Source organism: Gemmatimonadaceae bacterium (genome assembly GCA_035533015.1).
GTDB lineage: Bacteria > Gemmatimonadota > Gemmatimonadetes > Gemmatimonadales > Gemmatimonadaceae > JAGWRI01.
This window is the reverse complement of the sequence record DATLUQ010000058.1, coordinates 38,206-64,308: the sequence shown is the minus strand read 5'-3', so window position 1 is coordinate 64,308 and position 26,103 is coordinate 38,206. Positions and strand designations below refer to the sequence as shown.

At 69.1% G+C, this 26,103-nt stretch carries 25 protein-coding genes and 2 tRNA genes; 25 read left to right on the top strand and 2 right to left on the bottom strand.

What is annotated here, in order from left to right; genetic code table 11:
- Positions 1–96 precede the first annotated feature (96 nt).
- The 4 genes from clpB (at position 97) to VNF92_12540 (ending at position 3,503) form a co-directional block, all read left to right on the top strand.
- The gene (clpB, locus tag VNF92_12555) at positions 97–2,712 is read left to right on the top strand and encodes an ATP-dependent chaperone ClpB (protein HVA58705.1); all 2,616 of its coding nucleotides are present in this window, start codon (positions 97–99) and stop codon (positions 2,710–2,712) included.
- Positions 2,709–3,212 carry a tRNA adenosine(34) deaminase TadA gene (gene tadA / locus VNF92_12550; GenBank protein ID HVA58704.1) on the top strand — a complete coding sequence of 168 codons (504 nt, stop codon included), beginning with the start codon at positions 2,709–2,711 and terminating at the stop codon, positions 3,210–3,212. Before clpB ends, tadA begins: the two co-directional genes overlap by 4 nt.
- A gap of 58 nt (positions 3,213–3,270) precedes the next feature.
- Positions 3,271–3,357, top strand: a tRNA-Ser gene (locus VNF92_12545).
- A gap of 58 nt (positions 3,358–3,415) precedes the next feature.
- A tRNA-Ser gene (locus VNF92_12540) sits at positions 3,416–3,503 on the top strand.
- Between the two features lie 32 nt (positions 3,504–3,535).
- Here VNF92_12540 and VNF92_12535 read toward each other — a convergent pair.
- Entirely contained in the window at positions 3,536–4,348 is an 813-nt protein-coding gene (locus VNF92_12535; protein ID HVA58703.1) for a DUF3108 domain-containing protein, read from the bottom strand.
- A 104-nt stretch (positions 4,349–4,452) separates the two neighbouring features.
- On the opposite strand from VNF92_12535, the gene pyrR reads away from it, so the two are divergent.
- Genes pyrR through VNF92_12510 form a run of 5 tightly spaced genes read left to right on the top strand, consistent with a single transcriptional unit; the run spans position 4,453 to position 8,904 of the window.
- Positions 4,453–5,004 carry a bifunctional pyr operon transcriptional regulator/uracil phosphoribosyltransferase PyrR gene (gene pyrR, locus VNF92_12530; protein HVA58702.1) on the top strand — a complete coding sequence of 184 codons (552 nt, stop codon included), beginning with the start codon at positions 4,453–4,455 and terminating at the stop codon, positions 5,002–5,004.
- The gene (locus VNF92_12525; GenBank protein ID HVA58701.1) at positions 5,001–5,963 is read left to right on the top strand and encodes an aspartate carbamoyltransferase catalytic subunit; all 963 of its coding nucleotides are present in this window, start codon (positions 5,001–5,003) and stop codon (positions 5,961–5,963) included. The genes pyrR and VNF92_12525 overlap by 4 nt, the downstream gene beginning before the upstream one ends.
- Complete coding sequence (locus tag VNF92_12520; GenBank protein HVA58700.1) at positions 5,960–7,252, top strand: dihydroorotase; 1,293 nt, start codon at positions 5,960–5,962, stop codon at positions 7,250–7,252. Before VNF92_12525 ends, VNF92_12520 begins: the two co-directional genes overlap by 4 nt.
- A gap of 3 nt (positions 7,253–7,255) precedes the next feature.
- Complete coding sequence (locus tag VNF92_12515; GenBank protein ID HVA58699.1) at positions 7,256–7,903, top strand: class II aldolase/adducin family protein; 648 nt, start codon at positions 7,256–7,258, stop codon at positions 7,901–7,903.
- Complete coding sequence (locus VNF92_12510; protein HVA58698.1) at positions 7,900–8,904, top strand: Ran-binding zinc finger domain-containing protein; 1,005 nt, start codon at positions 7,900–7,902, stop codon at positions 8,902–8,904. Before VNF92_12515 ends, VNF92_12510 begins: the two co-directional genes overlap by 4 nt.
- 80 nt (positions 8,905–8,984) lie before the next feature.
- Here VNF92_12510 and rpsT read toward each other — a convergent pair whose 3' ends face one another.
- Positions 8,985–9,218 carry a 30S ribosomal protein S20 gene (rpsT, locus tag VNF92_12505; protein ID HVA58697.1) on the bottom strand — a complete coding sequence of 78 codons (234 nt, stop codon included), beginning with the start codon at positions 9,216–9,218 and terminating at the stop codon, positions 8,985–8,987.
- 200 nt (positions 9,219–9,418) lie between these two features.
- On the opposite strand from rpsT, the gene VNF92_12500 reads away from it, so the two are divergent.
- The 16 genes from VNF92_12500 (at position 9,419) to VNF92_12425 (ending at position 26,084) form a co-directional block, all read left to right on the top strand.
- Positions 9,419–10,114 carry a site-2 protease family protein gene (locus tag VNF92_12500; GenBank protein ID HVA58696.1) on the top strand — a complete coding sequence of 232 codons (696 nt, stop codon included), beginning with the start codon at positions 9,419–9,421 and terminating at the stop codon, positions 10,112–10,114.
- Positions 10,111–10,857 (top strand): segregation/condensation protein A, encoded by a 747-nt coding sequence (locus VNF92_12495; GenBank protein HVA58695.1) that lies wholly within the window; start codon positions 10,111–10,113, stop codon positions 10,855–10,857. The genes VNF92_12500 and VNF92_12495 overlap by 4 nt, the downstream gene beginning before the upstream one ends.
- Positions 10,832–11,377, top strand: coding sequence for an SMC-Scp complex subunit ScpB (scpB, locus tag VNF92_12490; GenBank protein HVA58694.1), 546 nt, complete (start codon positions 10,832–10,834; stop codon positions 11,375–11,377). Before VNF92_12495 ends, scpB begins: the two co-directional genes overlap by 26 nt.
- An 8-nt stretch (positions 11,378–11,385) precedes the next feature.
- Positions 11,386–12,102, top strand: coding sequence for a pseudouridine synthase (locus VNF92_12485; GenBank protein ID HVA58693.1), 717 nt, complete (start codon positions 11,386–11,388; stop codon positions 12,100–12,102).
- Between the two features lie 79 nt (positions 12,103–12,181).
- Entirely contained in the window at positions 12,182–13,156 is a 975-nt protein-coding gene (locus VNF92_12480) for a MoxR family ATPase (GenBank protein ID HVA58692.1), read from the top strand.
- Complete coding sequence (locus tag VNF92_12475; protein ID HVA58691.1) at positions 13,153–14,064, top strand: DUF58 domain-containing protein; 912 nt, start codon at positions 13,153–13,155, stop codon at positions 14,062–14,064. Before VNF92_12480 ends, VNF92_12475 begins: the two co-directional genes overlap by 4 nt.
- A gap of 1 nt (position 14,065) precedes the next feature.
- Positions 14,066–14,980, top strand: coding sequence for a hypothetical protein (locus VNF92_12470; protein ID HVA58690.1), 915 nt, complete (start codon positions 14,066–14,068; stop codon positions 14,978–14,980).
- Positions 14,980–15,969: a VWA domain-containing protein gene (locus VNF92_12465; GenBank protein ID HVA58689.1), complete on the top strand. Its 990-nt coding sequence runs from the start codon at positions 14,980–14,982 to the stop codon at positions 15,967–15,969. The genes VNF92_12470 and VNF92_12465 overlap by 1 nt, the downstream gene beginning before the upstream one ends.
- Entirely contained in the window at positions 15,948–17,642 is a 1,695-nt protein-coding gene (locus tag VNF92_12460; protein ID HVA58688.1) for a VWA domain-containing protein, read from the top strand. Before VNF92_12465 ends, VNF92_12460 begins: the two co-directional genes overlap by 22 nt.
- A gap of 2 nt (positions 17,643–17,644) precedes the next feature.
- Positions 17,645–20,044 carry a BatD family protein gene (locus tag VNF92_12455; GenBank protein HVA58687.1) on the top strand — a complete coding sequence of 800 codons (2,400 nt, stop codon included), beginning with the start codon at positions 17,645–17,647 and terminating at the stop codon, positions 20,042–20,044.
- Between the two features lie 33 nt (positions 20,045–20,077).
- Complete coding sequence (mutL, locus tag VNF92_12450) at positions 20,078–21,871, top strand: DNA mismatch repair endonuclease MutL (protein HVA58686.1); 1,794 nt, start codon at positions 20,078–20,080, stop codon at positions 21,869–21,871.
- Positions 21,872–21,878: 7 nt separating this feature from the next.
- Complete coding sequence (gene miaA, locus VNF92_12445; protein HVA58685.1) at positions 21,879–22,775, top strand: tRNA (adenosine(37)-N6)-dimethylallyltransferase MiaA; 897 nt, start codon at positions 21,879–21,881, stop codon at positions 22,773–22,775.
- 4 nt (positions 22,776–22,779) lie between these two features.
- Positions 22,780–23,904 (top strand): N-acetyl-alpha-D-glucosaminyl L-malate synthase BshA, encoded by a 1,125-nt coding sequence (bshA, locus tag VNF92_12440; protein ID HVA58684.1) that lies wholly within the window; start codon positions 22,780–22,782, stop codon positions 23,902–23,904.
- Between the two features lie 25 nt (positions 23,905–23,929).
- Positions 23,930–24,670: a biotin--[acetyl-CoA-carboxylase] ligase gene (locus VNF92_12435; protein ID HVA58683.1), complete on the top strand. Its 741-nt coding sequence runs from the start codon at positions 23,930–23,932 to the stop codon at positions 24,668–24,670.
- Positions 24,667–25,443, top strand: coding sequence for a type III pantothenate kinase (locus tag VNF92_12430; protein ID HVA58682.1), 777 nt, complete (start codon positions 24,667–24,669; stop codon positions 25,441–25,443). Before VNF92_12435 ends, VNF92_12430 begins: the two co-directional genes overlap by 4 nt.
- Positions 25,444–25,775: 332 nt before the next feature.
- Positions 25,776–26,084 carry a co-chaperone GroES gene (locus VNF92_12425; protein ID HVA58681.1) on the top strand — a complete coding sequence of 103 codons (309 nt, stop codon included), beginning with the start codon at positions 25,776–25,778 and terminating at the stop codon, positions 26,082–26,084.
- The last annotated feature ends 19 nt before the right edge of the window (positions 26,085–26,103 follow it).

The window sequence follows — 26,103 nt, the reverse complement described above, 5'->3', positions numbered from 1 at the left end:
GAAATCCCGCCTCTATGGCGGGTTCACCCGGCACCGGGATTGCGATCAGATTTCGGTGGCACGCCATGTGGGTGCCCCATCGGAGAACGCCACGCCATGATCAATCCAGATAGACTGACCGTCAAAGCCGCCGAAGCATTGAACAGCGCCGTTGCCGATGCGCGACGGGCGGGCAATCCGGTGGTGTATGATCTGCACGTTCTCATCGCGCTGCTCGCACAGGATGAGGGAATCGTGGTGCCCGTCCTGCAGAAACTCGGCGCCAACGTGACCGCCATCCGCGAACAGGCCGCGCAGGAGATCGGCCGCCTGCCCAAGCAGAGCGACGCGCAGCCCAACGTGTCGCGCGAGTTGAGCAGCGTGTTCGACAAGGCGGAGGACGAAGCCAAGGCGCTCGGCGACGAATACGTGTCCACCGAGCATCTGCTGGTGGCGCTCTCCGACGCCAAGAGTACCGAGAGCAAGCGCATTCTCAATGCCGCCGGTGCCACGCGAGCCGCACTGCTCGCGGCGCTGGCCGCGGTGCGCGGCACGCACCGCGTGACCGACCAGAGTCCGGAGAACCAGTATCAGGCGTTGCAGCGCTACACACGCGATCTTACCGACGCGGCGCGTCGCGGCAAGCTCGATCCGGTCATTGGCCGCGACGAGGAGATCCGCCGCGTCATCCAGGTCCTGTCGCGCCGCACCAAGAACAACCCCGTGCTGATCGGCGAACCGGGCGTGGGCAAGACGGCGATCGTCGAAGGCCTGGCGCAACGGATCGTGAACGGCGACGTGCCCGAGGGACTCAAGAACAAGCGGCTCGTGGCGCTGGACCTCGGCGCGCTCATCGCCGGCGCCAAGTTCCGCGGTGAATTCGAAGAGCGGCTCAAAGCCGTGCTCAAGGAACTCACGGAGAGCGAAGGGCAGTTCGTCGTGTTCATCGACGAGCTACACAACCTCGTCGGGGCCGGCAAAGCCGAGGGCTCGATGGACGCCGGCAACATGCTCAAACCCATGCTCGCCCGCGGCGAACTGCGCGTGGTGGGCGCGACGACGCTCGACGAATACCGCCAGCACGTGGAAAAGGATGCGGCGCTCGAACGGCGCTTCCAGCCGGTGTACGTGGGCGAACCGAGTGTCGAGAACACGATCGCCATCCTGCGTGGGCTCAAGGAGCGCTACGAGGCGCACCACGGCGTACGCATCACCGATGGCGCGGTCATCGCCGCCGCCACGCTCTCCCATCGCTACATCGGCGACCGCTTTCTCCCCGACAAGGCCATCGACCTCGTGGACGAGGCCGCGTCGCGCCTGCGCATCGAGATCGACTCGATGCCCCAGGAAATCGATGAGGTCGAGCGGCGCATCGTGCAGCTCCAGATCGAGCGGACCGCGCTCAAGAAGGAGAAAGACAAGGCGTCCGTCGAGCGCCGCGAGGCGATCGAGCGGGAGCTGGCCGATCTACAGGAGAAGAGTTCGGGCATGAAGGCCCAGTGGCAGCAGGAGAAGGCGACGCTCGGCAACGTGGGAAAGATCAAGCAGGAGATCGAACAGACGCGCACGGCCGCCGAGCAGGCCACGCGCGCCGGCGATCTCACGAAAGCCGCGGAGCTGACGTACGGCCGCATTCCCGAACTCGAACGCAACATGAAGGACGCCGAGGGCAAGCTCGCCAGCCAGGGCGGGCGCCCGCAGTTTCTCAAGGAAGAGGTGACGGCCGACGATATCGCCGAAGTCGTGGCGCGCTGGACCGGAATCCCGGTTTCGCGCATGCTCGAGAGCGAACGTGAACGCCTCACCAAGCTCGACCACGAACTGGCCGAGCGCGTCGTGGGGCAGGACGAAGCCGTGCAGGCTGTGGCCAATGCGGTGCGGCGCTCGCGCGCGGGCCTGCAGGACCCCAACCGGCCCATCGGCTCGTTCATCTTCCTCGGTCCCACCGGCGTGGGCAAGACGGAAACCGCCCGCGCACTGGCCGAGTTCCTGTTCGACGACGAGCGCGCGATGGTGCGCATCGATATGTCCGAGTACATGGAGAAGCACGCCGTGGCGCGGCTCATCGGGGCGCCGCCGGGGTACGTGGGGTACGAGGAGGGCGGCCAGCTCACCGAAGCCGTACGCCGCCGCCCGTATTCGGTGATCCTGTTCGACGAGATCGAGAAGGCGCATCCCGACGTCTTCAACATCCTGCTGCAGATCCTCGATGATGGGCGGCTCACCGATTCGCAGGGTCGCACGGTGGACTTCCGCAACTCCGTGATCATCATGACGTCCAACATCGGCAGCCATTACATCCTGGAGCACACCGGCGGTGACTGGGCGGAGACCGAGCGCGAGGTGACCCAGGCGCTACGGCAGCACTTCCGCCCCGAGTTTCTCAACCGCGTGGACGATGTGGTCGTGTTCCGGCCGCTGGGCCGCGAGCAGATCGTGCGCATCGTCGACCTGCAGTTGGCCCACCTCGAAAAGCTCCTCGCCGATCGCAAACTCACACTGGAAGTGACGCCCGAGGCCAAGCGCCTGCTGGCCGAAGAGGGGTACGACCCGGCCTTCGGTGCGCGCCCCCTCAAGCGCGCCATCCAGCGCCTGGTGCAGAATCCCCTGGCCATGGCCGTGCTCGAAGACAAGTTCGCGGAGGGTGATCTGGTTGTAGTCACGCTGGGAGCCGACGGCGGTATCGCGTTCGAGCGCGGTCACCCGGTCGTCGCGGCCGCCGCGACCGCGTGAACTCGGACGCGCCTCGCGTGCCCGGCCCCGCGCCGGGAGCGGACGAATCCTGGATGAACGAGGCGGTGGCCGAGGCGCGGGCGGCCGCCGAAGCGGGCGACGTTCCCGTCGGGGCGGTGATCGTGCGCCGCGGCGTGGTTGTGGCGCGCGCCGGCAATCGCACGGTGCGCGATCAGGATCCGACGGCGCATGCCGAGGTGCTTGCCATTCGCCAGGCCGCCCAGGCCCTCGGCGACTGGCGGCTGATCGACTGTACCCTGTACGTCACACTCGAGCCGTGCGCGATGTGCGCCGGTGCGCTCGTGCTGGCGCGCATCGATCGGCTGGTGTTCGGAGCGTGGGATGAGAAAGCCGGCATGGTGGGGTCTGTGGGCGACCTCGTACGGCATCCCAAGCTGAACCATCATGTGGCGGTGCGCGCCGGGGTGGAGGAATTCGCGTGCGGCGCGATGCTCAGGGAGTTCTTCGCGGCCCGGCGTGATGGATCCTCCTCGCCGTAGATTCCGCGGCGCATCGCGTTGACACATCGCGACTTGCGGTCTACTTTTCGAGGCTCTTGGACAGGTGGCCGAGTGGCTGAAGGCACCGGTCTCGAAAACCGGCATACCGGCAACGGTATCGTGAGTTCGAATCTCACCCTGTCCGCTGCTCGAAATACTCGGCGCGCTGCCGCAGTCCCAGGTCTGCCGGCGCGCCGTTTCCTGGATGGGTGGCCGAGTGGTTTAAGGCGCACGCCTGGAAAGTGTGTGTACGTCAAAAGCGTACCGTGGGTTCGAATCCCACCCCATCCGTAGGCTTCGCCCGGAACAGGTGAGCCGCGGAGTTACGGCTTGGCTTTGCCGGGGTCCGTGGTGGTCGGCTTTCCGGTGCCCTCGGTGAAGCTCTGCAGGTAGAGGTTGAGCGATCCGAAAGGAAGACCCGACTTCATCTGCACGATCAGCCGGCGGTCGTCGTCGCTGATCCAGATCTCCGCGTGGCCGCCTTGACTGAACAGCGCCGAAGTCTTGATGGTGGGCTTGAGCACCAGGCACATGAACTTGCCTGCCGGCACTTCGACTTCCTCTCGCCGTTCGACATCCACGATCACCGGATTCTTGTCGGCCACGAAGTACCGGTTCCACTCGTAGTGCTGGCCAACCGCGAGGGGCAGAGTGCGCACGAAGTAGATGAACGATTGGTCGTCGAGGGGAGCCGGGACGGTGATGCTCGTGTCCGTGCCGTTCTTGGTATAGACTCCCTGACTTGGGAAGATGTCGTACATCGTGTTGCGCTTGTATCGCCCTTCGTGGATGTCCTGGTGGTAGCGATACGAAACCAGCGTCTGATCATCGAACCAACTGGTATAGTTGTCGTGCACTCCGAACCACGACGGGCCGCCGTTGACGGAGAACCGCACCCGGTAGGTTTCGTGGCCGCGCACCGTGTCGCGGTCCTCGAGCACGACCTCGGCCCGGCCTACGGGCAGGAACCCGAACTTGCCCTGAAAAATCATCTTCTCCCCGACGGAGAAGGGCCAATGTTGGGGCGCCCCCGGGCCGGTCGAATCGGCGTGGACGGGTGGACCGGCGGCCTGGGCCTGCATCACCGCGGGCACGGTCAGGGCGAAGACGAAGAACGGCAAGTAACGGCAGCGCATGTATAGAAAGCTGAGTGAGTGGTGCCAACAGAACAACCCTGTCCGGCCCCTTGATGTTCCCCCGCGCTTCATTTTCTCGCGGCGATTCGCCATATTGGGTGGCGATGCCCGCCTCCCCTCTCACCATTCTCGACGCGCGATCGCTCCAACGAACCCTCCGTCGAATGGCCGACGAAATCGTCGAGTTGAACGATGGCACGGACGATCTGCTCATCGTTGGTATTCAGCGCCGCGGAGTTCAACTCGCGGCGCGAATCGTATCGATGATCGCCGAACGCGAGCACGTCACGGTCCCGCAGGGCGCGCTCGACATCACGCTGTACCGCGACGACCTGCAGACGGTGGGGCCCCGACCCGTGGTCGGGCCGACCGACATTCCGTGGGACATCGATGGCAAACACGTGGTGATCGTGGACGATGTGCTGTACACCGGGCGCACGGTGCGCGCGGCGCTCGACGAGTTGGCCGACTTCGGGCGGCCCAAGCGCATCGCCCTTGCGGTGCTCATCGACCGGGGCGGCCGCGAGCTGCCGATCCACGCCGATGTCGTCGGGAAGACGCTCGACGTCGCGCCCGGCGGGCGCATTGACGTGATGGTGACCGAACTCGATGGCCGCGATGCCGTCGTGCAGATCCGGCCGGAAGCCGGCACATGACCGGGCCGCTCGGGAAGGACCTTCTCGGGCTCGAGCCGCTCACCGGCGAACAAATCGCATTGATCCTCGACACGGCCGAACCGTTCAAGGAGATCAGTGAGCGTGCGATCAAGAAAGTGCCCACGCTGCGCGGCGCCACGATCGTCAATCTGTTTTTCGAAGCCTCCACCCGTACGCGCGTGTCGTTTGAATTCGCGGAGAAGCGGTTGTCGGCCGATACGGTGAACGTGGCGGCCTCGGGATCGAGCGTCTCCAAGGGGGAGACGCTGGTCGACACGGCGCGGAACCTCGAGGCGATGCGCATCGACATGGTGGTCATCCGCCACGGGGCTTCTGGGGCCGCCCAGTTCCTGGCCGACCGCATCGAGTCCAACGTGATCAATGCCGGCGACGGTACGCATGAGCACCCCACGCAGGGGCTGCTCGACCTGCTCACCCTCCGCGACCACTTCAAGAAGCTCGAGGGGCTCAAGGTCTGCATTTGCGGCGACGTCCTGCACTCGCGGGTCGCGCGGTCGAACATCTGGGGGCTCACGAAGATGGGCGCCCAAGTGGCAGTGTGCGGCCCGCGGTCGCTGCTGCCCAACGCGATCGACGAAATGGGCGTGACGATCTTCGATCACATCGAGGACGCCATCGGCTGGGCCGACGCGCTCAACATCCTTCGCTTGCAGCTCGAGCGCATGACGGCGGGGTACATCCCCTCGCTGCGCGAGTACAATCGCGTGTTCGGCGTGTCGCGCGAGCGGCTGGAGCGTGCGGGCCGCGACATCCTCATCCTCCACCCCGGCCCCATGAACCGCGGCGTCGAGATCGACTCCGACGTGGCGGACGGGCCGTTCAGCGTGATTCTCAATCAGGTGACCAACGGCGTGGCCGTCCGCATGGCCGTGCTCTACCTGCTGTCGGGCGGTCGCCCGGAGCTGGCCGAAGCCGCCAAGCACGGGGGCGGCCGATGAGTAAACTGATATTGCTGCGCGGTGGCCGCGTGGTGGATCCGTCGCAGCGGCTCGACGCCACGGCCGATGTGCTGATCGCCGACGGCACCATCGCCGAGGTTGGGCCGAGGGTGGCCGAGGGCGCCCCCTCGGCGGAGATCGTGGACTGCGCTGGACTGGTCGTCGCTCCTGGATTCATCGACGTGCACTGCCACCTGCGCGAGCCGGGCCGCGAGGACGTGGAGACGATCACCACTGGCGCCCGGGCGGCGGCCGTCGGCGGATTCACCGCCGTCTGCGCCATGCCCAACACCGATCCGGTGACCGATAACCAGGCGGCGGTCGGGTTCATCGTTCGCCAGTCCCAGCGGGCCGACGCGGCCCGCGTCTACCCGATCGGCGCCATCTCGGTGGGCCAGAAGGGGATCTCGCTCGCCGAGTTCGGAGAGATGGTGGGCGCCGGCGCGGTGGCGGTGAGCGACGACGGCAAACCCGTGGTGAGCGCGCACCTGATGCGCACCGCGCTCGAGTACGCCCGCAACTTCGGCATCCCGGTGGCTGACCACTGCGAGGAGCCGACGCTCGCCCAGGGCGGCGCGATGAACGAAGGACTCATGAGCGCGAAGCTCGGGCTCAAGGGCATCCCTTCGGAGGCCGAGGAAATCATGGCCATCCGCGACATTCTGCTGGCCCGCCGCACCGGCGGCCATATCCATCTGTGCCACATGAGCACCCGCGGGTCGGTGGACCTCATCCGGTGGGGGAAGGAGCGCCACATCAACGTCACGGCCGAGGTGTGCCCGCACCACATCTCGCTCACCGAGGAGGCCGTCGGGGCGTACAACACGAATGCCAAGATGAATCCGCCGCTGCGCACGGCCGACGACGTCGAGGCGCTACGCGACGCGGTGCGCGATGGCACGATCGACGTCATCGCGACCGACCACGCCCCCCACCACTACGACGAGAAGGAACGTGAGTTCGCCGATGCCCCCAACGGTATCGTCGGGTTGGAGACGGCGTTCGCCGTCAACGTCACTTGGCTGGTGAAGCCCGGCATCATCGACGTGCCCCTGCTCATCGACCGGATGGCCGTGGCACCGGCGCGCATCTTCCACCTGCCGGGTGGCACGCTCCGCCGCGGCAGCCCGGCCGACGTCACGGTGTTCGATCCCGTGGCGGAGTGGACGGTCGACCCGGCCAAGTTCCGGTCCAAAGGGAGGAACTCGCCGTATGCCGGTATGACCCTCACCGGCCGGGTCCACTACACGCTGGTCGACGGGCGCGTGATTCACCGGATTGCGGGGTGAAGGGTGGCCGGCGAGCCCGCGCTTCGCGCTGAGGTCGTCCGCGTCTGCCGTCGGCTGGACGCCCGCGGGCTGATCGCGGGCCCGGACGGCAACGTCTCCGTCCGGTTGGACAATGGGAACCTACTGGTCACCCCGGCCGGGATGTCCAAGGCGGAGCTACGGGCCGAGGACCTGGTGGTGGTGGACCCCGACGGGCATCTCGTTTCCGGGAACCATCCTGCGTCGTCAGAGATAAGGATGCATATGCGCATCTACCGCCTGCGGTCCGACGTGCGTGCTGTGGTCCACGCGCATCCACCAACGGCGACGGCTTTCGGGGTGGCGGGCGAGGATTTCATGGCGCCCGTGCTTCCCGAGGTCGTGCTCCAGATGGGCGGAGTGCCTCTCATTCCGTACGCCACACCGGGCGGCGAGCAGCTCGCCGACCTGTTCGAACCCTTCCTACCGCATCACGACGCGTTTATCATGGCCAATCACGGCGCAACCACCGTCGGTCCAACCCTCACCATTGCGCACCAGCGCATGGAAAGCCTGGAGCACGCGGCGCGCATCCTGCTCGCTGCGCGCCAGGTGGGGCGGATCCGCACGTTGAGCGACGCGCATGCAGCCGAACTGCGCGCCGCCGCCAAAGCCGCGCGGGACACCGAATGACCAAGAAGCTTCCCAATTCTTCGCTCGACATCGTGACGGCGCTCATGGAGGAGCGGGCCAAGTTCGAGACTTGGCTCGCCACGCTCGAGTCGCGACGCGACACGACGCCGCCCAACGTCTACGATCGCGTGCGGCACGACTACGAGACCCGGCTGGCCGGCGTGGTGGACGAGCTCAAGACGCACGCCGCCGAGTTGGAGGCGCAGGCGGAACGTTACACCACACAGCTCGCCGAACTGGCCGAGCGGGAGAACGCGCGGCGCGATGCCCGGGCCGAGGCCGAACTGCGTGCCCACGTGGGTGAACTGTCGCCCGACGAATGGGACGCCACGGCAAAGGAAGCCGACGACGCCCTCGCGGCGATCGCGGCCGAGCAGGCCGTGGCCGGCGCCGACCTGAATCGCGTCCACGAATTGTTGGGTGCGGCGATGGGTGCATCGCCGGCGGCCGCCGAACCTGAGCCCGCCCCGCGGCGGCCGGAGCCGCCGGCTCAGCCCCATCCGGCGCCTGCCGGCCGGCCGCTCGAAACTGAAGCGCACGCGGGGCCGCCGTCCGCGGCTGCGAACCGGACGCCCGAGCAGGCCTCGTTCGACGAACTCGCCTTCCTCAAGTCGGTCGTGTCGCCGCGCTCGTCGCAGACGCCGGTGAAATCGTCGCCCAAGCCGGCCAATCCGACCGGGCCGCAGATCACGCAGGACCAGAGCGATACGCTGGCCGAATCGCTTGCCTCGGGGATCCCTCGGGCGCCTCAGGATGGGGGCTTCATCCGCTCCGCTGACGCGGCCGACCCGACGTTGGGGCTGGTAGGCAAGGCTGCCGAACCCGACCGGCGTGGCGAACGGCCGTATGCCGCAAACGTCACCGGCAACCAGCCGATCGTCCTCCGTCCCTCGGGCGCAGTGGAACAGCCCAAAACGCTCAAGTGCGCTGAATGTGGAGCGATGAACTATCCCACGGAGTGGTACTGCGAGCGATGCGGGGCCGAATTGGCCGCGCTGTGACGGAGCCCGTGAGACGACTGGGTGCGAAAAAGGGCCGCGACGTCGTCGCGGCCCTTCGCGCGAAACGGGAGCGGCGCCGTTTACTTGGCGCGCGCGATCTGGCTCTTGTGGCGCCCTGCAGCGTTCCGATGGAGCAACCCCTTTCGGGCGGCCCGGTCGGCCAACTTCGCAGCCGTGATCTTGTCAGCCTGCGACGCGCCGGGTGCCTTGGCCTTCTTCAGCGCGGTCCTGAGCGTCGCGCGCTGCGCGCGGTTGCGCACTGTGGCGGCCCTGGACTTCCGCATGTTCTTTTTCGCGGATGCGATTTTTGGCACGAAATTCTCCGAGATTTGCCTGTGATTTCGCGCGGTGGCGCGAACGCAGCAACCTAGGCGGGCCCCTGGGGGATGTCAAGCGCGTGGATGACGCCGATGTCGTGATATCACAGCACTTTGACACCCTTTGCCAGGCCCACTACCTTACCCGCGTCGGCCCTGTCCAAGCCGCCGCCTCGCCCCGCGCTTCCACCCCACCGTTGAATACATTCCAGACCATCCTCTTCGTCGCGCCGGTCCTGCTGTTTTCCGTGATCGCGCACGAGTACGCGCACGGCTACGCCGCGCTGCGCCAGGGGGATCCCACCGCCTATCAGCTCGGGCGCCTGACCTGGAATCCGGTCAAGCACATCGACCCTTTCATGACGCTGCTGCTGCCCGCCGTGTTGCTCATCGCGACGCATGGCCAGATGGTTCTGGGCGGGGCGAAGCCGGTGCCGGTGAATCCGCGAAATTACCGGAACTTCAAACGCGGTGATATCATCGTGTCGCTGGCCGGTGTCACGGCCAACCTGGCCCTCGCGATCGGATGCGCGCTGGCGATCGTGCTGCTTGGCCTCATCGGCCGGCTGATCACGCCGGCCCAGACCACGGTGGCCATTCTGCAGGTGATGCTGAGCTACGGGATCTGGCTCAACCTCATCCTCATCGCTTTCAACCTCATTCCGATCCCGCCGCTCGACGGCTCGCACGTGATGAAGTACCTGCTCCCGGTGTCGTGGGCCGTACGGTACGAGGCGTTGTCGCGGTACGGCATCATCGTGCTCGTGGTGCTGCTCTACTTCGGCGGCCCGCTGCTCATGGCGTGGATGCAGCCGGCCGTCCACGCCACGGATTTGCTCATGCAGGCCGTGAATCCGTTCGTGATGACCAAGGCGCAACAGTGGGCGCCGTGACGCACTCCGACCAGCTGCACCTCGATGGCGACCGGGGCGACCCGGCGTTCGTCGTGGAGCTCACCTCGTTCTCGGGCCCGCTCGACCTGCTCCTCTCATTGATTCGCGAGGAGCAGGTGGATATCTACGACATTCCGATCGCGCGCATCGCCGAGCAGTTCCTGCTCCGCATCCGGACGCTCGACCTCAACGACGCCGCCGATTATCTCGAGATGGCGGCGCGGCTGCTGCGCATCAAAGCCCAGATGCTCCTGCCCCGGAGCGACGCCGAAACCTGGGAGGACCCGCGCGCCGAGTTGGTGCGCCGCCTGCTCGAATACCAGCAGATGCGGGAAGTGGTCGACCTGCTCGAGCGCCGCGGTGAGGAGCGCCGCAATCAGTTCGCTCGTGCGTTCACGCCGCCGGACGCGCCGCCCCCACCTGCGCCACTCGCCATGTCGCTCAGCGAACTGCTCGCCGCCGTGGACCGCGTGCTGCGCGCGGCCCGGCGGCCCGCCATCCACGACGTCGTCTCGCGCCCGCTCGACGTGCCGGGCGCCGTTGCCGTGATCCGGGCGCTGCTCGGTTTGCGGGCGCGCATTCGGTGGACGGAGATCGTGACACGGGACGCCGCGCCGTCGTTCGTGCTGTCGACCCTCCTCGGCCTGCTCGAACTGGCCAAGGTGGGCGAACTGCGCGTGCATCAACCGCAACCATTCGCAAACGTGGAGATCGAGCGTGACGCCGCTGGCGAAGCTGCTTGAAGCCGCGCTGTTCGCCAGCGCCCGCCCGATCGCGCTCGCCGAACTGGCCGGGTTGGACCGCGAAGCTCCGCTGGCGGCCATCACGGCCGCGCTCGAGGAACTGCGTGAGCATTACAACGTGGACGGCCACGGCGTCGAACTGCTTGAACTCGGCGGAGGTTGGCAGATCCTCACCCGCGCCGAATACACGGAGGCCATCGAGCGCGCCCAGCTCGCGGCGCGTCCGCAGCGGCTGTCCTCGGCCGCGCTCGAGACGCTGGCCATCGTCGCATACCGGCAGCCGATCGGCCGGGCCGAAATCGAGCAGATTCGCGGCGTGAACGTGGGCGGGGTGCTCAAGTCGCTGCACGAGCGCGGGCTGGTGGACGTCGTCGGGCGCGCGGAGGCGCTGGGCCGCCCCCTGCTGTACGGCACGACCCCGCTCTTTCTGGAGCACTTCGCGCTCCGGCACCTCCAGGAACTGCCGCGGGCCGACGAGTTGGCCATCGCCCTGCGGGGCGAGCCGACGCCCGTGGAATGAGCGTCCCGATGCGCATCCAACGCGCGCTGGCGCGCGCGGGGGTCGCGTCGCGACGGCGCGCGGAAGAGTTGATCGCTGCCGGGCGGGTGACCGTCAACGGCGACGTGGCGCGCATCGGGCAGAGCGTGGATGCCGAGCACGACCGGATCCTCGTCGACGGACGCCCCGTCTCCGCGCCGCCGGCCACGACGTGGATCCTCCTCCACAAGCCCGCCGGGGTCATGACGACGCGATCCGACCCGGCGGGCCGCCGCACGGTCTTCGACCTCGTGACCGCCGTGCCCGGGCTCGTGTACGTGGGTCGGCTCGACTACCTCACGGAAGGCGCGCTCCTCATGACCACGGATGGAGCGGCCGCGCACGCGCTCACGCATCCAAGCCGTGAGATCGAGCGCACGTACGTGGCCACGGTGAGAGGTGACGCCCCCGCCGCGGCGCGGGCGGCGCGGCAGGGGGTTGAACTGGAAGACGGTCCGGTGCGCCTACGCGACGTGGCGGTGCGGCGGTTATCCTCCGGGCAATGGGAGTTCGAGGTCACGATTGCGGAAGGGCGAAAACACGAGGTGCGCCGCCTCTGCCAGGCCCTCGGGCTCACCGTGGAGCGCCTGGTGCGAATCCGGTACGGCCCGATCGCGCTGGGCACTCTGCCCAGCGGGCAGGCCCGCGCGCTCACTCCTGCGGAAGTGAGCGCCATTGACGCCTGCGCGTCAGGCAGCCCAGGCTGAGGCAGGCGAACCGCCGCTCGGGGGCGGGGTACATCACGCTGCCTTCGTGCGCCAACCTTCAACCCTCGCTGGAGCGGTCGTGGAATCACAGCACACATCGTCGGCGGACTCGCGCCTCGTCCACGAGGTCACGGCGCAGGTCGCGCGTCGCGTCGTTGGTCAGGACTACATGGTGGAACGGCTCCTGATCAGCCTGCTCACGGGCGGGCATGTGCTGCTCGAAGGGGTGCCCGGGCTGGCCAAGACGCTCACCGTCCGGACGCTCGCCGAGACGATCGCCACCACGTTCCAGCGCATCCAGTTCACCCCCGACCTGCTTCCCGCCGACGTCCTCGGCACCCAGGTCTACGAGCAGGGGTCCGGGCAGTTCGTGGTCAAGAAGGGGCCGATCTTTGCCAACATCATTCTGGCCGACGAGATCAACCGCGCCCCGGCCAAGGTGCAGGCCGCGCTGCTCGAAGCGATGCAGGAAAAGCAGGTGACGATCGGCGGCACCACGTACACGCTCGACGAGCCGTTCCTCGTGCTGGCCACGCAGAATCCCATCGAGCAGGAGGGCACGTACCCGCTGCCCGAGGCACAGGTGGACCGGTTCATGCTCAAGCTGCGGGTGGGCTATCCGAGCCGCGACGAGGAGAAGGAGATCATGCGCCGCATGGCCGGCGGCGTGCCGATTGCCGTGGAGCAGGTGGCCAGCCCGCAGGCGATTCTCGAGGCCCGGCGGCGGATCGCCGAACTCTACATGGACGACCGCATCGTGGACTACATCGTGGACATCGTACACGCGACGCGCGAGCCGGCCGCGGCGGGGTTGCCCGACCTCGCGCCGCTGATCGAGTTCGGGGCCAGCCCCCGCGCCACGATCGCGCTCGCCCAGGCGTCGCGGGCCCACGCCTTCCTGCGCGGACGGGCATTCGTCACGCCCGACGACGTGAAGGCGATCGGCCCCGACGTGCTCCGCCACCGGGTGCTCACCACGTACGAGGCCGAAGCCGAAGAGATCACGCCCGACGAGATCGTTCGCCGGGTGCTCGCCGCCATCGAGAGTCCGTGACCACCGTCGGCCCGCGCACGGCGCTCGTTCCGCCGGACGTGCTGCGACAGGTCCGGCTGATCGAGTTGCGCACGCGAGGCCTGGTCAACTCCCTGTTCGCAGGGGAATACCGGTCGGTGTTCAAGGGGCAGGGCATGGAATTCTCCGAAGTGCGCGAATACCAAGCCGGCGACGAGGTGCGGAACATCGATTGGAACGTGACCGCGCGCATGCGGCGCCCATATGTAAAACGCTATATCGAAGAGCGCGAGTTGACCGTCATGCTCGCCGTCGACCTGTCGGGGTCGGAGCGGTTCGGCACGCGCCGCCGGTTCAAGAGCGAGGTGGCGGTGGAGTTGGCGGCGGTGCTCGCCATGTCGGCCATCCGCAACAACGACCGTGTGGGCACGCTGTTCTTTACCGATCGCGTGGAGCACGTCGTGCCGCCCCGCAAGGGCCGCCGCCACGCCCTGCGCGTGCTCCGCGACCTGCTCGTGTTCCAGCCCGTGGGGCGCGGCACCGATCTCTCGGGGGCCCTGGACTATCTCACCAAGATGCTGGCCCACACCGCGGTGGTGTTCGTCGTGTCCGACTTCCTCGGCGCCGACGTCGAGCGGCCGCTCAAGCTGCTCGCCCAGCGCCACGACGTGGTGGCCGTGACGGTCGAGGATCCTGCCGAGGTGGTGCTGCCCGACGTCGGACTCGCCCGGCTGGTCGATCCCGAAACGGGGGAGACGATCGATGTGAACACGAGCGACCCGGCGCTTCGCGCCGCCTACGGGGACCAGGTGCGCGCCGAGCGCGAACGGCGGCGGCGGCTCCTCCGGCGGCTGGCCATCGACGAGGTGCCCATCCACACCGAGTCCCCCATCATCGAGCCGTTGCTCAAGTTCTTCCGGGCGCGCGAGACGCGCGCCCGGAGGCGGTAGCGTGCGCGCCCCGGCGATCGTGCTGCTGCTGGGCCTGCCACTGCTCGCCGCGGGGGGACAGACGCCCATCGCGGCGGCCGCGGCCGTGACCGTGCACCCGGACACGGTCACCGTCGGCCAGCCATTCACCGTCGAGGTGCGGGTGCAGGCGCCGCTCGGAGCCGCCATCGCGTTTCCCGACGGCCCCGACTCCGCAGCCACGGTCCAGGCGCTCGATCTCAAGGTGTTGCGCGACGAGCGGGACTCCGAGGCGGTGGTGCGGACGGCCACTTACCGGCTGGCTGCGTGGGACGTGGGCACGCTCCCGATCGCGCTTTCCGACGTGATGGTTCGGTCGGGCAACGCGGTGGAAGGCCTCTCGCTCGTCGGACCCACGGTGTTCGTGCGGAGCGTGCTGCCCGCCGACTCGGCGCAGCGCGTGCCGAGACCCGCCCGCGATCTGCTCGTCGGATGGCCCATTCCGTGGTGGATCCTGGCGGTGGTGGCGCTGATCGCGTTCCTGATCTGGCTCAGCCGGCGCCACCGCCGGACCGTCGCCGCTGGCCCCAGCATCGTGCCGCCGTTCGAGCGCGCCCAGCGGGAGTTCTCCCGGGTCGCCGCCCTGGCGCTCGTCGAGGCCGGAGAGCGGGGCCGCTACGTGACGCTCATGGTCGAGGTGCTGCGCGACTACCTCGCGTCGCGATTCCCGCTGGCCCAGCTCTCGCTCACCACCGACGAACTGCTGCCCGAGCTCCGCGACGCGACCACGGTGCCCGCCGACCGACTGGCCCGCCTCCTGCGAGAAGCCGATCTGGTGAAGTTCGCCCGGCGCACGCTCACCACCGATCAGGCGCTGGCGCTGGGCGAGGAAGCGCGGGCGATCGTGGCCCACGAACACGTGGCATCCACCCCGCCTCCCGCGACGGAGGCTGCCTGATGCCCGCGTGGCACATCGAACTGGCGACGCCGCTGGCCCTCCTCCTGCTCGTGGCCCTGCCGGCCTGGTGGTGGTGGCGCCGGCACCATAAGCAAAGTGGGATAGTCTTCTCACGGGTGGGCGTGCTGGCGGCGGTGGCCGGCCGCCACCGCCGCTGGACGCGGTTGCTCGTCGGGTTGCGCAACCTCATGCTCCTGCTGGCGGTATTGGCGCTGGCCCGGCCCCGTGCCGGCGCTCGGGCAGAAAACGTGACCAGCGAGGGGATCAACATCGTCATCGCCATCGACCTGTCGAGTTCCATGCTGTCGCAGGACTTCCAGCCCGACAATCGGCTGGAGGTCGCCAAGCGGACGGTCAAGCAGTTCATCGCCGAGCGCACGAGCGACCGGATCGGCATCGTCGCGTTCGCGGCGGAAGCACTCACGCAGGTCCCGCTCACCACCGATTACGAGGTGGTGAACGCGGCGGTGGACAACCTCCAGGCGGGCCAGCTCGAGGACGGCACAGCCATCGGTACGGCGATCGCCACGGCCGCCAACCGGCTGCGTGAAGCGCCGGGCCGGTCGCGCGTCATGATCCTGCTCACCGACGGCGTGAACAATCGCGGCTCGATCGATCCGCGCACGGCCGCACGCGCCGCGGCTGCGTTCGGGATCAAGATCTACACCATTGGCGTAGGCACCGAGGGAATGGCGCCGGTGCCGGTGGGGCGCGGGCTCTTCGGGCTGCGCTACGAGAATCGGCCGGTGGAGATCGATGAAGCCCTGCTCACCGACGTCGCCAACATCACCGGCGGAAAGTACTTTCGCGCCCGCGACGCGGCGGCGCTGCGCCGCATCTATCAGCAGATCGACGAGATGGAGCGCGTGCCCGTGCAGACCAAGACGTACGTGCAGTTCACGGAGCTGTATCGGTGGCCGTTGGGGCTGGCTCTCCTGAGCTTGCTCCTCGAGTTGGGTCTGGCCGCGTGGAAGGCGCCACTGCCGTGACCGTCGATTATCCCTGGCTGTTGCTGCTCGCGCTCGTGCTCCCGGCCCTCGTGGCCGTGGAGCTCGTGCGCGCCGACCGCCGCCGCCGGGCGCGCCTGACCCGGTTCGGCGACCTGGCGGTGGTGTCGCGCCTCATGCCAGGGGACCCGGCACGCGGCACGGGCTGGCGAACGGCACGCCTGGCCGGCGCGTGTGCGCTGGCCGGCGTCGCGCTCGCCGGGCCTCGGTGGGGCACCGAGCACGCCGTGGATCGGGCCCGTGGGATCGATATGGTCCTGGCGCTCGACGTCTCGAACTCCATGGACGCCACCGACGTCAAGCCCAGCCGGCTGGAGCGCATGAAGGAGGAGGTACGCCGGCTCCGCGCCCTGTCGCCCGGCGATCGCGTGGGGCTCATCGTGTTCGCCGGGCGCAGCTACGTGCTGTCGCCGCTCACCGTGGACGAGAGCGCGCTCGACCTGTTCCTCGACAACCTCGATCCGTCGGTCGTCGGACAGCAGGGTACCTCGCTCTCGAGCGCCATCCGCCAGGGCACGGATCTGCTCTCGCTGGATACCGGGGGCGCCGACCGCGCCCTCGTGTTGATGAGCGACGGCGAGGCCTTCGAGCCCGAAGCCGACGTCGTGGCGGAAGCGCGCCGGGCCGGCGAGAAGGGCATCAGCCTGGTGACGGTCGGATTCGGCACCACGCAGGGCTCGACCATCCCCGTGCAGTCCCCCGACGGCTCCACGGCGCCCAAGCGCGACCAGAATGGCCAGATTGTGGTCACGCATTACGTGCCCGACATGCTGCGCGCGGCTGCGGCGGCCGCGCACGGCACCTTCATCGACGCGGCCGTCACCGACAAGGCGGCGCGTATCCGGCAAGCGCTGTCCACGCTGCGCACCCGGGCCCATGCCCTCGATGCGGGCGAAACCCGTACGCCCCGCTTCCAGCTGTTCCTGCTGCCGGCGGTTCTCCTGCTGCTGCTCGACACCGTGCTGGCCGACCGGCCGGCGTACCGCCGGCCGGTGGTCGGCGGGTCGACGGCCGCCACGGTGGCCGCCCTCGTGCTCGTGTCGTTCCTGGCCGGGTGCGCTGGCACGCGCCAGTCGGCTGCGGCGGCCCACGCGTACCGCGCCGCTCAGTATCCGCAGGCGGTGGCGCTCTACCGCAGCGCCATCGAGCAGGGCGACCTGCGGCCCCGCACGATATACGACTTCGGCACGGCGTATCTGGCCGTCGACTCTCTCCAGGAAGCGGCCGACGCATTGGAGCGCGTGATGGACCTGCCGGACGCCGAGCTCCGATATCGTGCGCTGTTCAACTTCGGGCTGGCGCACCTGCGCCGCGGACTCGCGGCCCCCTCCGGCAGTGGGACCGATGATCTCGATGCGGCGCTGGCCGCGTACAAGAAGGCGCTCCTGATGCGTCACGACGACCTTGACGCAAAGTGGAATTACGAACTCGCGCTGCACGCCAAGAAGGAGGGCGGCGGGGGCGGGGGAGGGGGCCAGAACAACACCAATCCATCGCCCGCCCCCGAGGCCCAATCGCCCACGCCGAGCGGTGGGCTGGGGCTGAACCAGGCCGAACAGCTCCTCGCCAGCGCGGCCCGTGAGGAGCGCGATGTGGAATCCAAACAGCAGCGGAAGTTGCGGGCTTCCATGCCCCCGAACGGCAAGGATTGGTAGCGATGATCGGCATCCTTCTCGCCGCCGCCCAACTAGCCATCGTGGCCCACGCTGCCGATACCATCGGCGCCTGCGAACCGCTGGAACTGACCGTCGCAGTCTCGGCGCCGGGCGCGGCGCTCCCTCGGCTCATTGCACCGTCGTTCGCGCCGTTCGACGTGATGCGGTCGGCCGAGATGCCGCAGGGCGAACGCGATTCGCGCGCGGTCCCCTCGGTGATGGTGGAGTACCGGTACACGTTGGTCGCCGCCGATCCGGGGACGTTCATCATTCCGTCGTTCGAAGTGCGATTGGGCTCGACGTCGGCTCGCACCACGCCGCTGCGCATCGTCGTCACACCGTCCGGGACCGGCGGCGGAGAACCAGCGGTGCTCACGCGCGCCCGCATCGAGTCCGGCGACCAGCTCGGGCCCGGCGCCACCGAGCCGGATACCGTGTACGTCGGGCAGCAGGCCGACTATACCGTCGCGGTGTTTCTCAACGCCGCCATGCGCAACCGCCTGCGACGAAACCCCACATTCTATCCGCCCGACATGCAGGGGGTGCTCGCGTACGATTTGCCCGGTGGCGGATCGCAGCGCACGTCGCTCACCGCGTCGCGCTGCTTCGACGCGTTGGTGTACCGGCGCGCGCTCTTTCCATTACAGCCTGGGCGGATCGTCGTCCCGCCCGCTCAACTCACCTACTCGCTCCCCGTGGGCGCCAGCTTCTTCAGTCGCGAGGAGTCGCACGAGCTGCAGACCGACAGCGCGGTGGTCGTGGCCATCGATCCGCCGGCAGCGGGGCGGCCGGCCGACTTTGACGGCGCCGTGGGCCGTCTGCAGCTCGGCGTGCGCGTCCAGGCACCTTCGGCGCGCGTCGGCGATCCGCTCACCGTGACGCTGCGGGTGTCCGGCACCGGGAACATCAAGCTGATGCCCCGGCCGCACCTCGACATACCGGGCGTCGCGCTGGTCCCTGCGGATGAGCGCGTGCACGTGGATTCGACGGGCCGGCTCATCGGGGGTAGCAAGGAATTCGACTGGATCCTGACGCCCCGCGTGGCGGGCGAACTCGATCTGCCGCCGGTGCATTACCGCTATTTCGATCCCGAGACCCGCCGGTACGCCACGGCGACGTCGCCAGCCGCCACGGTCCGGGTCCGATCGGGCACACTGGCGGCGCTCGACACGACGCGCGCCGAGGACACGCTGTCCCTGCGCACGGTGTATCGCGGCCCGATCGGCGCGCCGTTGTCGTCGCACCCGCTCTTCTGGTGGGCACTTGCGCTGGCCCCTATGCCGGCGCTCGGCGCGCGGTGGCGCAACCGTCGCCGGTGGAGCAAGCGGCGCGCCGTATCTGCACACGCGCGCCTCGAACAGGTGGCGCACGCATCGGCCGCGGCGAATGACAGCCGCTCCCTGCGCCACGCCTTCGTGGCCGCGCTGGCCGACCGTCTGGGGCTCGATGCCGAGACGTTCACGAGCGCCGGCGCGCTGCGACGGGCGCTCCGCCGCTCGGGCGCCCCCACCGATGCGGCTGATGCGGCCGAAGCACTGCTCCGCGAACTCGACGCCGCCGCCTTCTCGGCGGGCGGCACGCTGGCCGCCGATGCCGCCGACCGCGCTCTGGAACTCGTCAGGCGCATCGACGCGGGCGCGCTGCCGCGCCACGAACTGCCCTTCCGTTCCGGCGTGCTGATGGTGCTCCTGGCAGTCGGAATCGGCGGCTCCCTGCACGCGCTGCAGCGTAATCGCGCGGTACAGGACTTCCAGTCCGGCGTGACGGCCTACGGGCACCGGGACTTCGGGGCCGCACGCAACGCATTCGCCCGTGTCGTGGCCTCGCAGCCCCGGGCCGCCGACGCATGGGCGAACCTCGGCACCGCGGCCTGGGCGGCGCGAGATACCGTGCGCGCCGTGGTCGGGTGGCGGAGGGCGTTGGACCTCGAGCCACTGGCGTCCGATGCACGCGATCGGCTGGCCCTCGTGCACGGCGTGACGATCCTGTCCCCGGGCTACGTGCCGCCAGTTCCGCTCAATGCGGTCCTGGTATTCCTCGCCGGCTGTTGGTTGGTGGCCTGCGCCGCCTGGCATCCCACGCTCCGCCGGCGCTACCCGGGGCTCGGGAGCCTGTCCGTGCCGCTCGCCAGCGCCGCCGCGGTGCTGGGGTTGTGCGCGATCGCCGTCGCCGGCCGTCTCGATGCGCACGGTCTCGCCGTGGTACGCGCCGACACGATGCTCAGCAACGATCCGGCGCTCGGCGCCGATCGCGGCGCGGAGGTGGTGACCGGCGAGACGGTGCGCGTGTTGAGCCAGCAGGGGGCGTGGTCGAGGGTCGAACTGGACGGCGGTCGTCAGGGGTGGTTGCCCGCGCAGCAACTCGTGGCACTCGACGCGCCGCTGCCGCCGTCGCTCGATTGACCGGCGGCTCCGCGTCTCGGTAGCTTCCACGCGATGTCCGCCTCAACAGAATCCAGCGCCCCCGGGGCTCCGCGCATCGCGGTGCTGCCCAGCGCGGTCGCCGATCAGATCGCCGCGGGCGAGGTCGTCGAGCGCCCCGCCTCGGTGGTCAAGGAGTTGATCGAGAACGCCCTCGACGCCGGGGCCTCGACCATCGATGTCGAGGTGGAGGATGGAGGGCGTCAGCGGATCCGGGTGAGCGACAACGGGGTCGGCATGGGGCGCGAGGACGCCGTGCTGGCGCTGTCGCGCCATGCCACCTCGAAGATCCGCGCCGCTGGCGACCTCGTCGGCGTGGCGAGCTTCGGCTTTCGCGGCGAGGCGCTGCCGGCCATCTGCTCGGTTTCGCAGCTCGAGATCGAGACGGCCCCGGTGGATGGCGCCGGCACGCGGGTGCGGGCCGCGGCGGGTGCGTTGCAGGAGACGGGCGAAGCGGCACGCCGGCGGGGCACCACGGTGTCGGTCGCCCATCTGTTCTACAACGCGCCCGCGCGGCTCAAGTTCATGCGCGGGGCGCGTTCGGAGTGGCGCGCCATCGTCGACGTGGCCACCAGTATCGCGCTCACGCGTCGGGACGTGCGCCTCACCCTCACCCACGACGGCAAGCAGGTCCTCGCACTGCCGCCGGCCTCGTCGGTCCGTGCCCGGCTCGCCGCGCTGTGGGGTGGGCACTATGCCGAGCGCTTTCTCGACGTGGACGACGTCCGCGGCGCGACCCGCGTGTCGGGGCTCGTCGAACGCCCGGCCGACGTGGGCACCGCCGGCCGCCGGGTATACGTGTCCGTGAATGGCCGCGCCGTGCGCGACACCGGCATCGTGCGCGCCGCCGAGGCCGCGTACAAGTCGACCATACCGGCCGGCGTGCGCCCCACGCTCTTTCTCGATGTCGACGTGGCGGCCGACGCCGTGGATGTGAACGTGCATCCCGCCAAGGCCGAAGTGCGGTTCCGCGACCGCTGGAACCTCGAGCGCACCGTGGAGGAGGCGGTGCGACGCGCGCTCGGCACGCTCGGGGCCGGCGCGGCGATCGGTCGGCCGCCGATTCCCTTTCCGGCCGCCCCGCGATTCGACGGCGCACCGGTGGACGTCGAGGCGTTGCGGGGCGGGAGCGCGCCCGGCGAGGGGCTGTTCGCCGAGCCCGACCGTGTGACAACTGGACCGGCTCACCCGCTTGCCCATGCAGCTGCTCATGGGGAGTCCGAGATCGGCGCGGATCCGGCCATTCCGCCGCTCCTCCAACTCCGCCACACCTACCTCCTGTTTGAGAGCGAGGGAGGCGTGGTGCTGATCGACCAGCACTCGGCGCACGAGCGCGTGCTGTACGAGCGGTTCATGACCGCGCTCACGCGCGGCGAGGCACCGGCGCAACGCCTCCTCTTTCCGCTCACGCTCCATCTGGGTCCCGCCGAGGCCGAAGCATTCGAGGAAAACCGCGCGCTGTTCGAGCAGCTCGGGTTCGAGGTCGAGGGGTTCGGCGGTCATACGCTTATCGTGCGCAGCGTGCCGATGCCGCATCCCCGGTTCGAGGCCGAGCGGTGCTTGCGCGAGACCCTCGACGCGCTCACCGGCGACCGTTTCGCCGCCGTAGCGCAGCGGCACGAGCGGCTCGCGGCAACGGTGGCGTGCAAGGGCGCGATCAAGGGCGGAGACCCGCTGTCGCCGGCCGAGATGCGGGCCCTGTTCGCCGATTTGCGCCGGACGACGCTCCCGGCGCACGACGTCCACGGGCGGTCCACCGTGGTCCAACTGTCGTGGGACGAACTCGAGCGGCGGTTTGGGCGAAAGTAGGCTGCGGGTGATCGCCGGTCCGACCGCTGCTGGCAAGTCGGCCGTCGCTCTCTGGCTTGCCGAGCGGCACGGCGGGTCGATCATCAGTGCTGATTCGCGTCAGCTCTACGTGGGGTTCGACGTCGGCACCGCGAAACCGACCGCCGATGAGCGAGCCCGTGTGCCGCACCTCGGCGTCGACATCCTCGACCCGACGACGCGCTATTCGGCGGCGGCGTGGGCCGCCGACGCCGAACGGTGGCTGGCCGAGATCGCGGGCGGCGGGCGGGTACCGCTCGTGGTGGGCGGCACGGGCTTCTATCTGCGGGCTCTGTTCGGCCCACTGTTCGAGGCGCCGGAGCTGGATGGGGCCCGACGCACGGCTCTCGCCACCGCACTCGCCGAGGTGCCGCTGGCCGAACTCCGCCGGTGGTGCGAGCGGCTCGACCCCTCGCGCGCCCATCTCGGCCGGACCCAGCTGTTGCGCGCCATCGAGGTGGCACTGCTCACCGGCCGGCGCGTGAGTGACCTCCATCGCGAGCTGGCCCGCCCGCCGCGGTGGCGGGCGCGTTATCTTCTCGTGGACCCGGGCCCGGTGCTCGCCGGCCGGGTCGCGGCACGCGTCGATGCGATGCTCGCCGGTGGTTGGCTGGACGAGGTCCGGGGCCTGGCGGCCCGCGTGCCGGCCGGGGCGGCGGCATGGAACGCCACCGGCTACCGCGTGATGCGGTCGCTGGCGGCGGGAACGGAATCGCTCGCGCACGCACGCGAACTCGTGATCACGGAGACGCGGCAGTACGCGAAACGGCAGCGCACCTGGTTTCGCCATCAATTGACGGGCGAGTCGGTCACCACCCTCGATCCCGGCGGCGCCGACTGGCGCGAGATCGCCGAGCGGTGGTGGCTGGGCGATGAGGAGGTATGACGCGGTGAAGATCGGCATCACCTGTTATCCCACGTACGGGGGGTCGGGCGCGATGGCCACGGAACTCGGCATCGCCCTCGCTCACCGCGGCCACGAGATCCACTTCATCACGTACCGGCAGCCGTTCCGGCTGCCGGCGTTCCTGCCGCGCGTGTTCTTCCACGAAGTGGACGTGGGCCGGTACCCGCTGTTCGAGTATCCGCCGTACGATCTGGCGCTCGCCGTCCGGATGCACGAGGTGGTGCTGGCGCACCGGCTCGATCTGCTCCACTGCCATTACGCGATCCCGCACGCGACGAGCGCGTGGATCGCCCGCGAGATGCTCGGCGACGCACGCCCGGACATCAAGGTGCTGACCACGCTCCACGGCACCGACATCACCATCGTTGGCCAGGATCCGTCCTTCCACGCGATCACCAAGTTCTCCATTGAGAAGTCCGACGGCCTCACCGCGGTTTCGCACTTCCTGCGGGACGAGACGGTGAGCGCGTTCGGATGCACGGGGTGCCGCATCGAGGTGATTCCCAATTTCGTCGATCCCGCCGTGTACGACCGGGCGCGCTATCCCGGGTCCCGCGGCGCGTTCGGCGACGGGCGCCCCGTGCTCATGCACATCTCGAACTTCCGCCCGGTCAAGCGCGTGGCCGACGTGGTCCGCGTGTTCGCGCGCGTGAACGCGGAGTGGCCGTGCCTGCTGGTCATGGTCGGGGATGGCCCCGACCGCATCGTCGCGGAGCGCGAAGCGAACCGCCTCGGCGTCCAGGACCAGGTGATGTTTCTGGGCAAGATCGAATCCGTGGCGCCGCTGCTCGCGTCCGCCGACCTGTACCTCATCCCCACCGACCGCGAATCGTTCGGGCTCAGCGCGCTCGAGGCGCTGGCCACCGGAACGCCCGTGATCGGGGCCAACGTCGGCGGACTCCCCGAGGTCGTGCAGAGCGGCGTCACCGGCGCGCTCTGCGATGTGGGTGATGTGGAGGCGATGGCCACCGCTGCCCTCGACATCCTGCGCGACCGCGACCGGTGGCACGCGATGAGCCGGGCCGCCGCGGCCGACGCCCGCGAGCGCTTCTCGCTCAACGACGTCGTGGCGCATTATGAGCGTTTCTACGACGACGCGCTCGGCTAGCCCCGCGCCGGCGGGCGTCCCCGCCGTGACGCGTTACGACGGGCGCACGGCCGCCGAGTTGGCCGCGTGGCTCGACGTGCCGGACGTCGTCGTGTTCGATACGATCGGGTCCACGCTCGACGCGGCGCACGCCCGCGCCGCGGCCGGCGCGCCCGCCGGAACACTGGTGCTCGCCGACGCGCAGACCGCGGGCCGAGGACGCCAGGGCAGGGCGTGGGCTTCCGGGGCCGCCGCCGGGATCTGGCTCACGCTGGTCGAACGCCCGCGGGATCCGGCGGCCGTCGACGTGCTGTCGCTGCGATTGGGACTGCACGCCGCGCGCGTCCTCGATCCGTTCGCGCCCGGGGCCGTCGGGCTCAAGTGGCCCAACGACCTCTACGTCGACGGCGGCAAGCTCGCCGGCGTTCTCGTCGAGGCGCGGTGGCGCGAAGGCGCTGTTGATTGGATTGCCATCGGATTCGGTCTCAACGTGCGCCGGCCCGCCGGGATGCCCATGGCGGCGACACTTCGCGGCGACGCCGTTCGGCTCGACGCGCTGGCGGCGTTGGTGCCCGCGCTGCGCGCGGCGGCCGCCGAGACGGGGCCGCTCCGCGCCAGTGAACTCGCCGAATACGCGGCGCGCGACGTCGCCCGCGGCCGCCGCTGCCGCGAACCCCTGGAGGGCGTCGTGGCCGGCATCGATGCGTCCGGCGCGCTCGTCGTCGAAACCGACGCTGGTTCCCGGTACGCGCGCGCCGGCTCCCTCGTGCTTCAGGAGGACGTGTGAATCTCGTGTTCGACGTGGGCAACACCGAAACCACCGTCGGCCTCTTCGATGCCGGCACGTTGCTCGGACATTGGCGCATCACGTCCGATCCGGCGCGCACCTCGGACGAGATCGGCGTGCTCCTGCTGGCGCTGCTTGCAGGGCACGGATTCGATCACAACGCCGTGACGGGGGTGGCCATCGCGTCGGTCGTCCCGCCCATCACGTTCCCGCTTCAGGAGGCGTGCGAACGCTGGGTGTCGCGCGCACGGGTGGTGGTCATCGATCCGGCGTCGAAACTCCCCGTCCGCCTGGCGGTCGACGAACCGTCGAGCGTGGGCGCCGACCGCATCATCAACACGCTCGCCGCGAGCCAGATCCACAAGCGCGACGCGATCGTGGTGGATCTTGGAACGGCCACGACCTACGACTGCGTGACCCGCGCCGGCGTGTTCTTCGGCGGGATCATCGCGCCGGGGGTGCGGACCTCCGCCGAAACGCTGTTCAGGCGTACCTCCAAGCTGCCCGCCACCGAACTGGTGGCTCCCGAGCGGGCGATCGGCACACGAACCGAAACCAACATCCGGGCCGGCGTGATGTTCGGGGCGGCCGACGCGATCGATGGCCTCGTGGCCCGCATCAAGGCCGAATGGCCCGGAACGGAGACGCCGATCGTGATCGCCACTGGCGGACTCGCCGAGGCATTCCGCGACCTCTGCCGCTCAATCGACCTCATCGACCCTTACCTCACGCTCGTCGGCCTCGATCTCGCGTTCCAACTGCTCACTGGGTAGCCGTCGACCCACGGCGGGGTCGAGGTGCGATGCCGTGTGGCCGTGTGCGGCAGCAGTGTCGACCTTGGATACGGAGGTTGATGCAGTGGCAGGTCGATGGCCAGTCTGGCGGAACATCGGCGTCATTTTGGCGCGCTCCTGATGGCACGTAAGTCGCTAATGGCGAATAGGATACCATGCGGATTGCGGCGCCTGGTCGGCCTTGCGTCCAGTCTGCAAGCGGGATACGTTTGAGGCTGATTAGCACTCAGCAGATGCGAGTGCTAACGGTGGTTCGTGGTCCCTGTTCAATCCATTCAACCTCACCAGCATCAGTCGGAGGCGAAGTACCCATGGCAACCAAGAGCGCTTCGAGTGTCAAGGTCGCGCCGTTGGCCGATCGGGTCGTGATCAAGCCGATGGAAGAGGCCGAGCAGATGCGCGGCGGGCTGTACATCCCGGATACCGCGAAGGAGAAGCCGCAGCAGGGCGAGATCGTCGCCGTCGGCCCCGGCCGCTTCGAGAAGGACAAGCGTGTGCCGATGGAGGTGAAGGTCGGCGACAAGGTTCTGTACGGCAAATACAGCGGCACTGAAGTCACGGTCGATGGCGAGCAGGTGCTCATTCTCCGCGAGTCGGACGTACTCGCGGTCGTCGGCTGAGTCCCGTTCCCACACATCA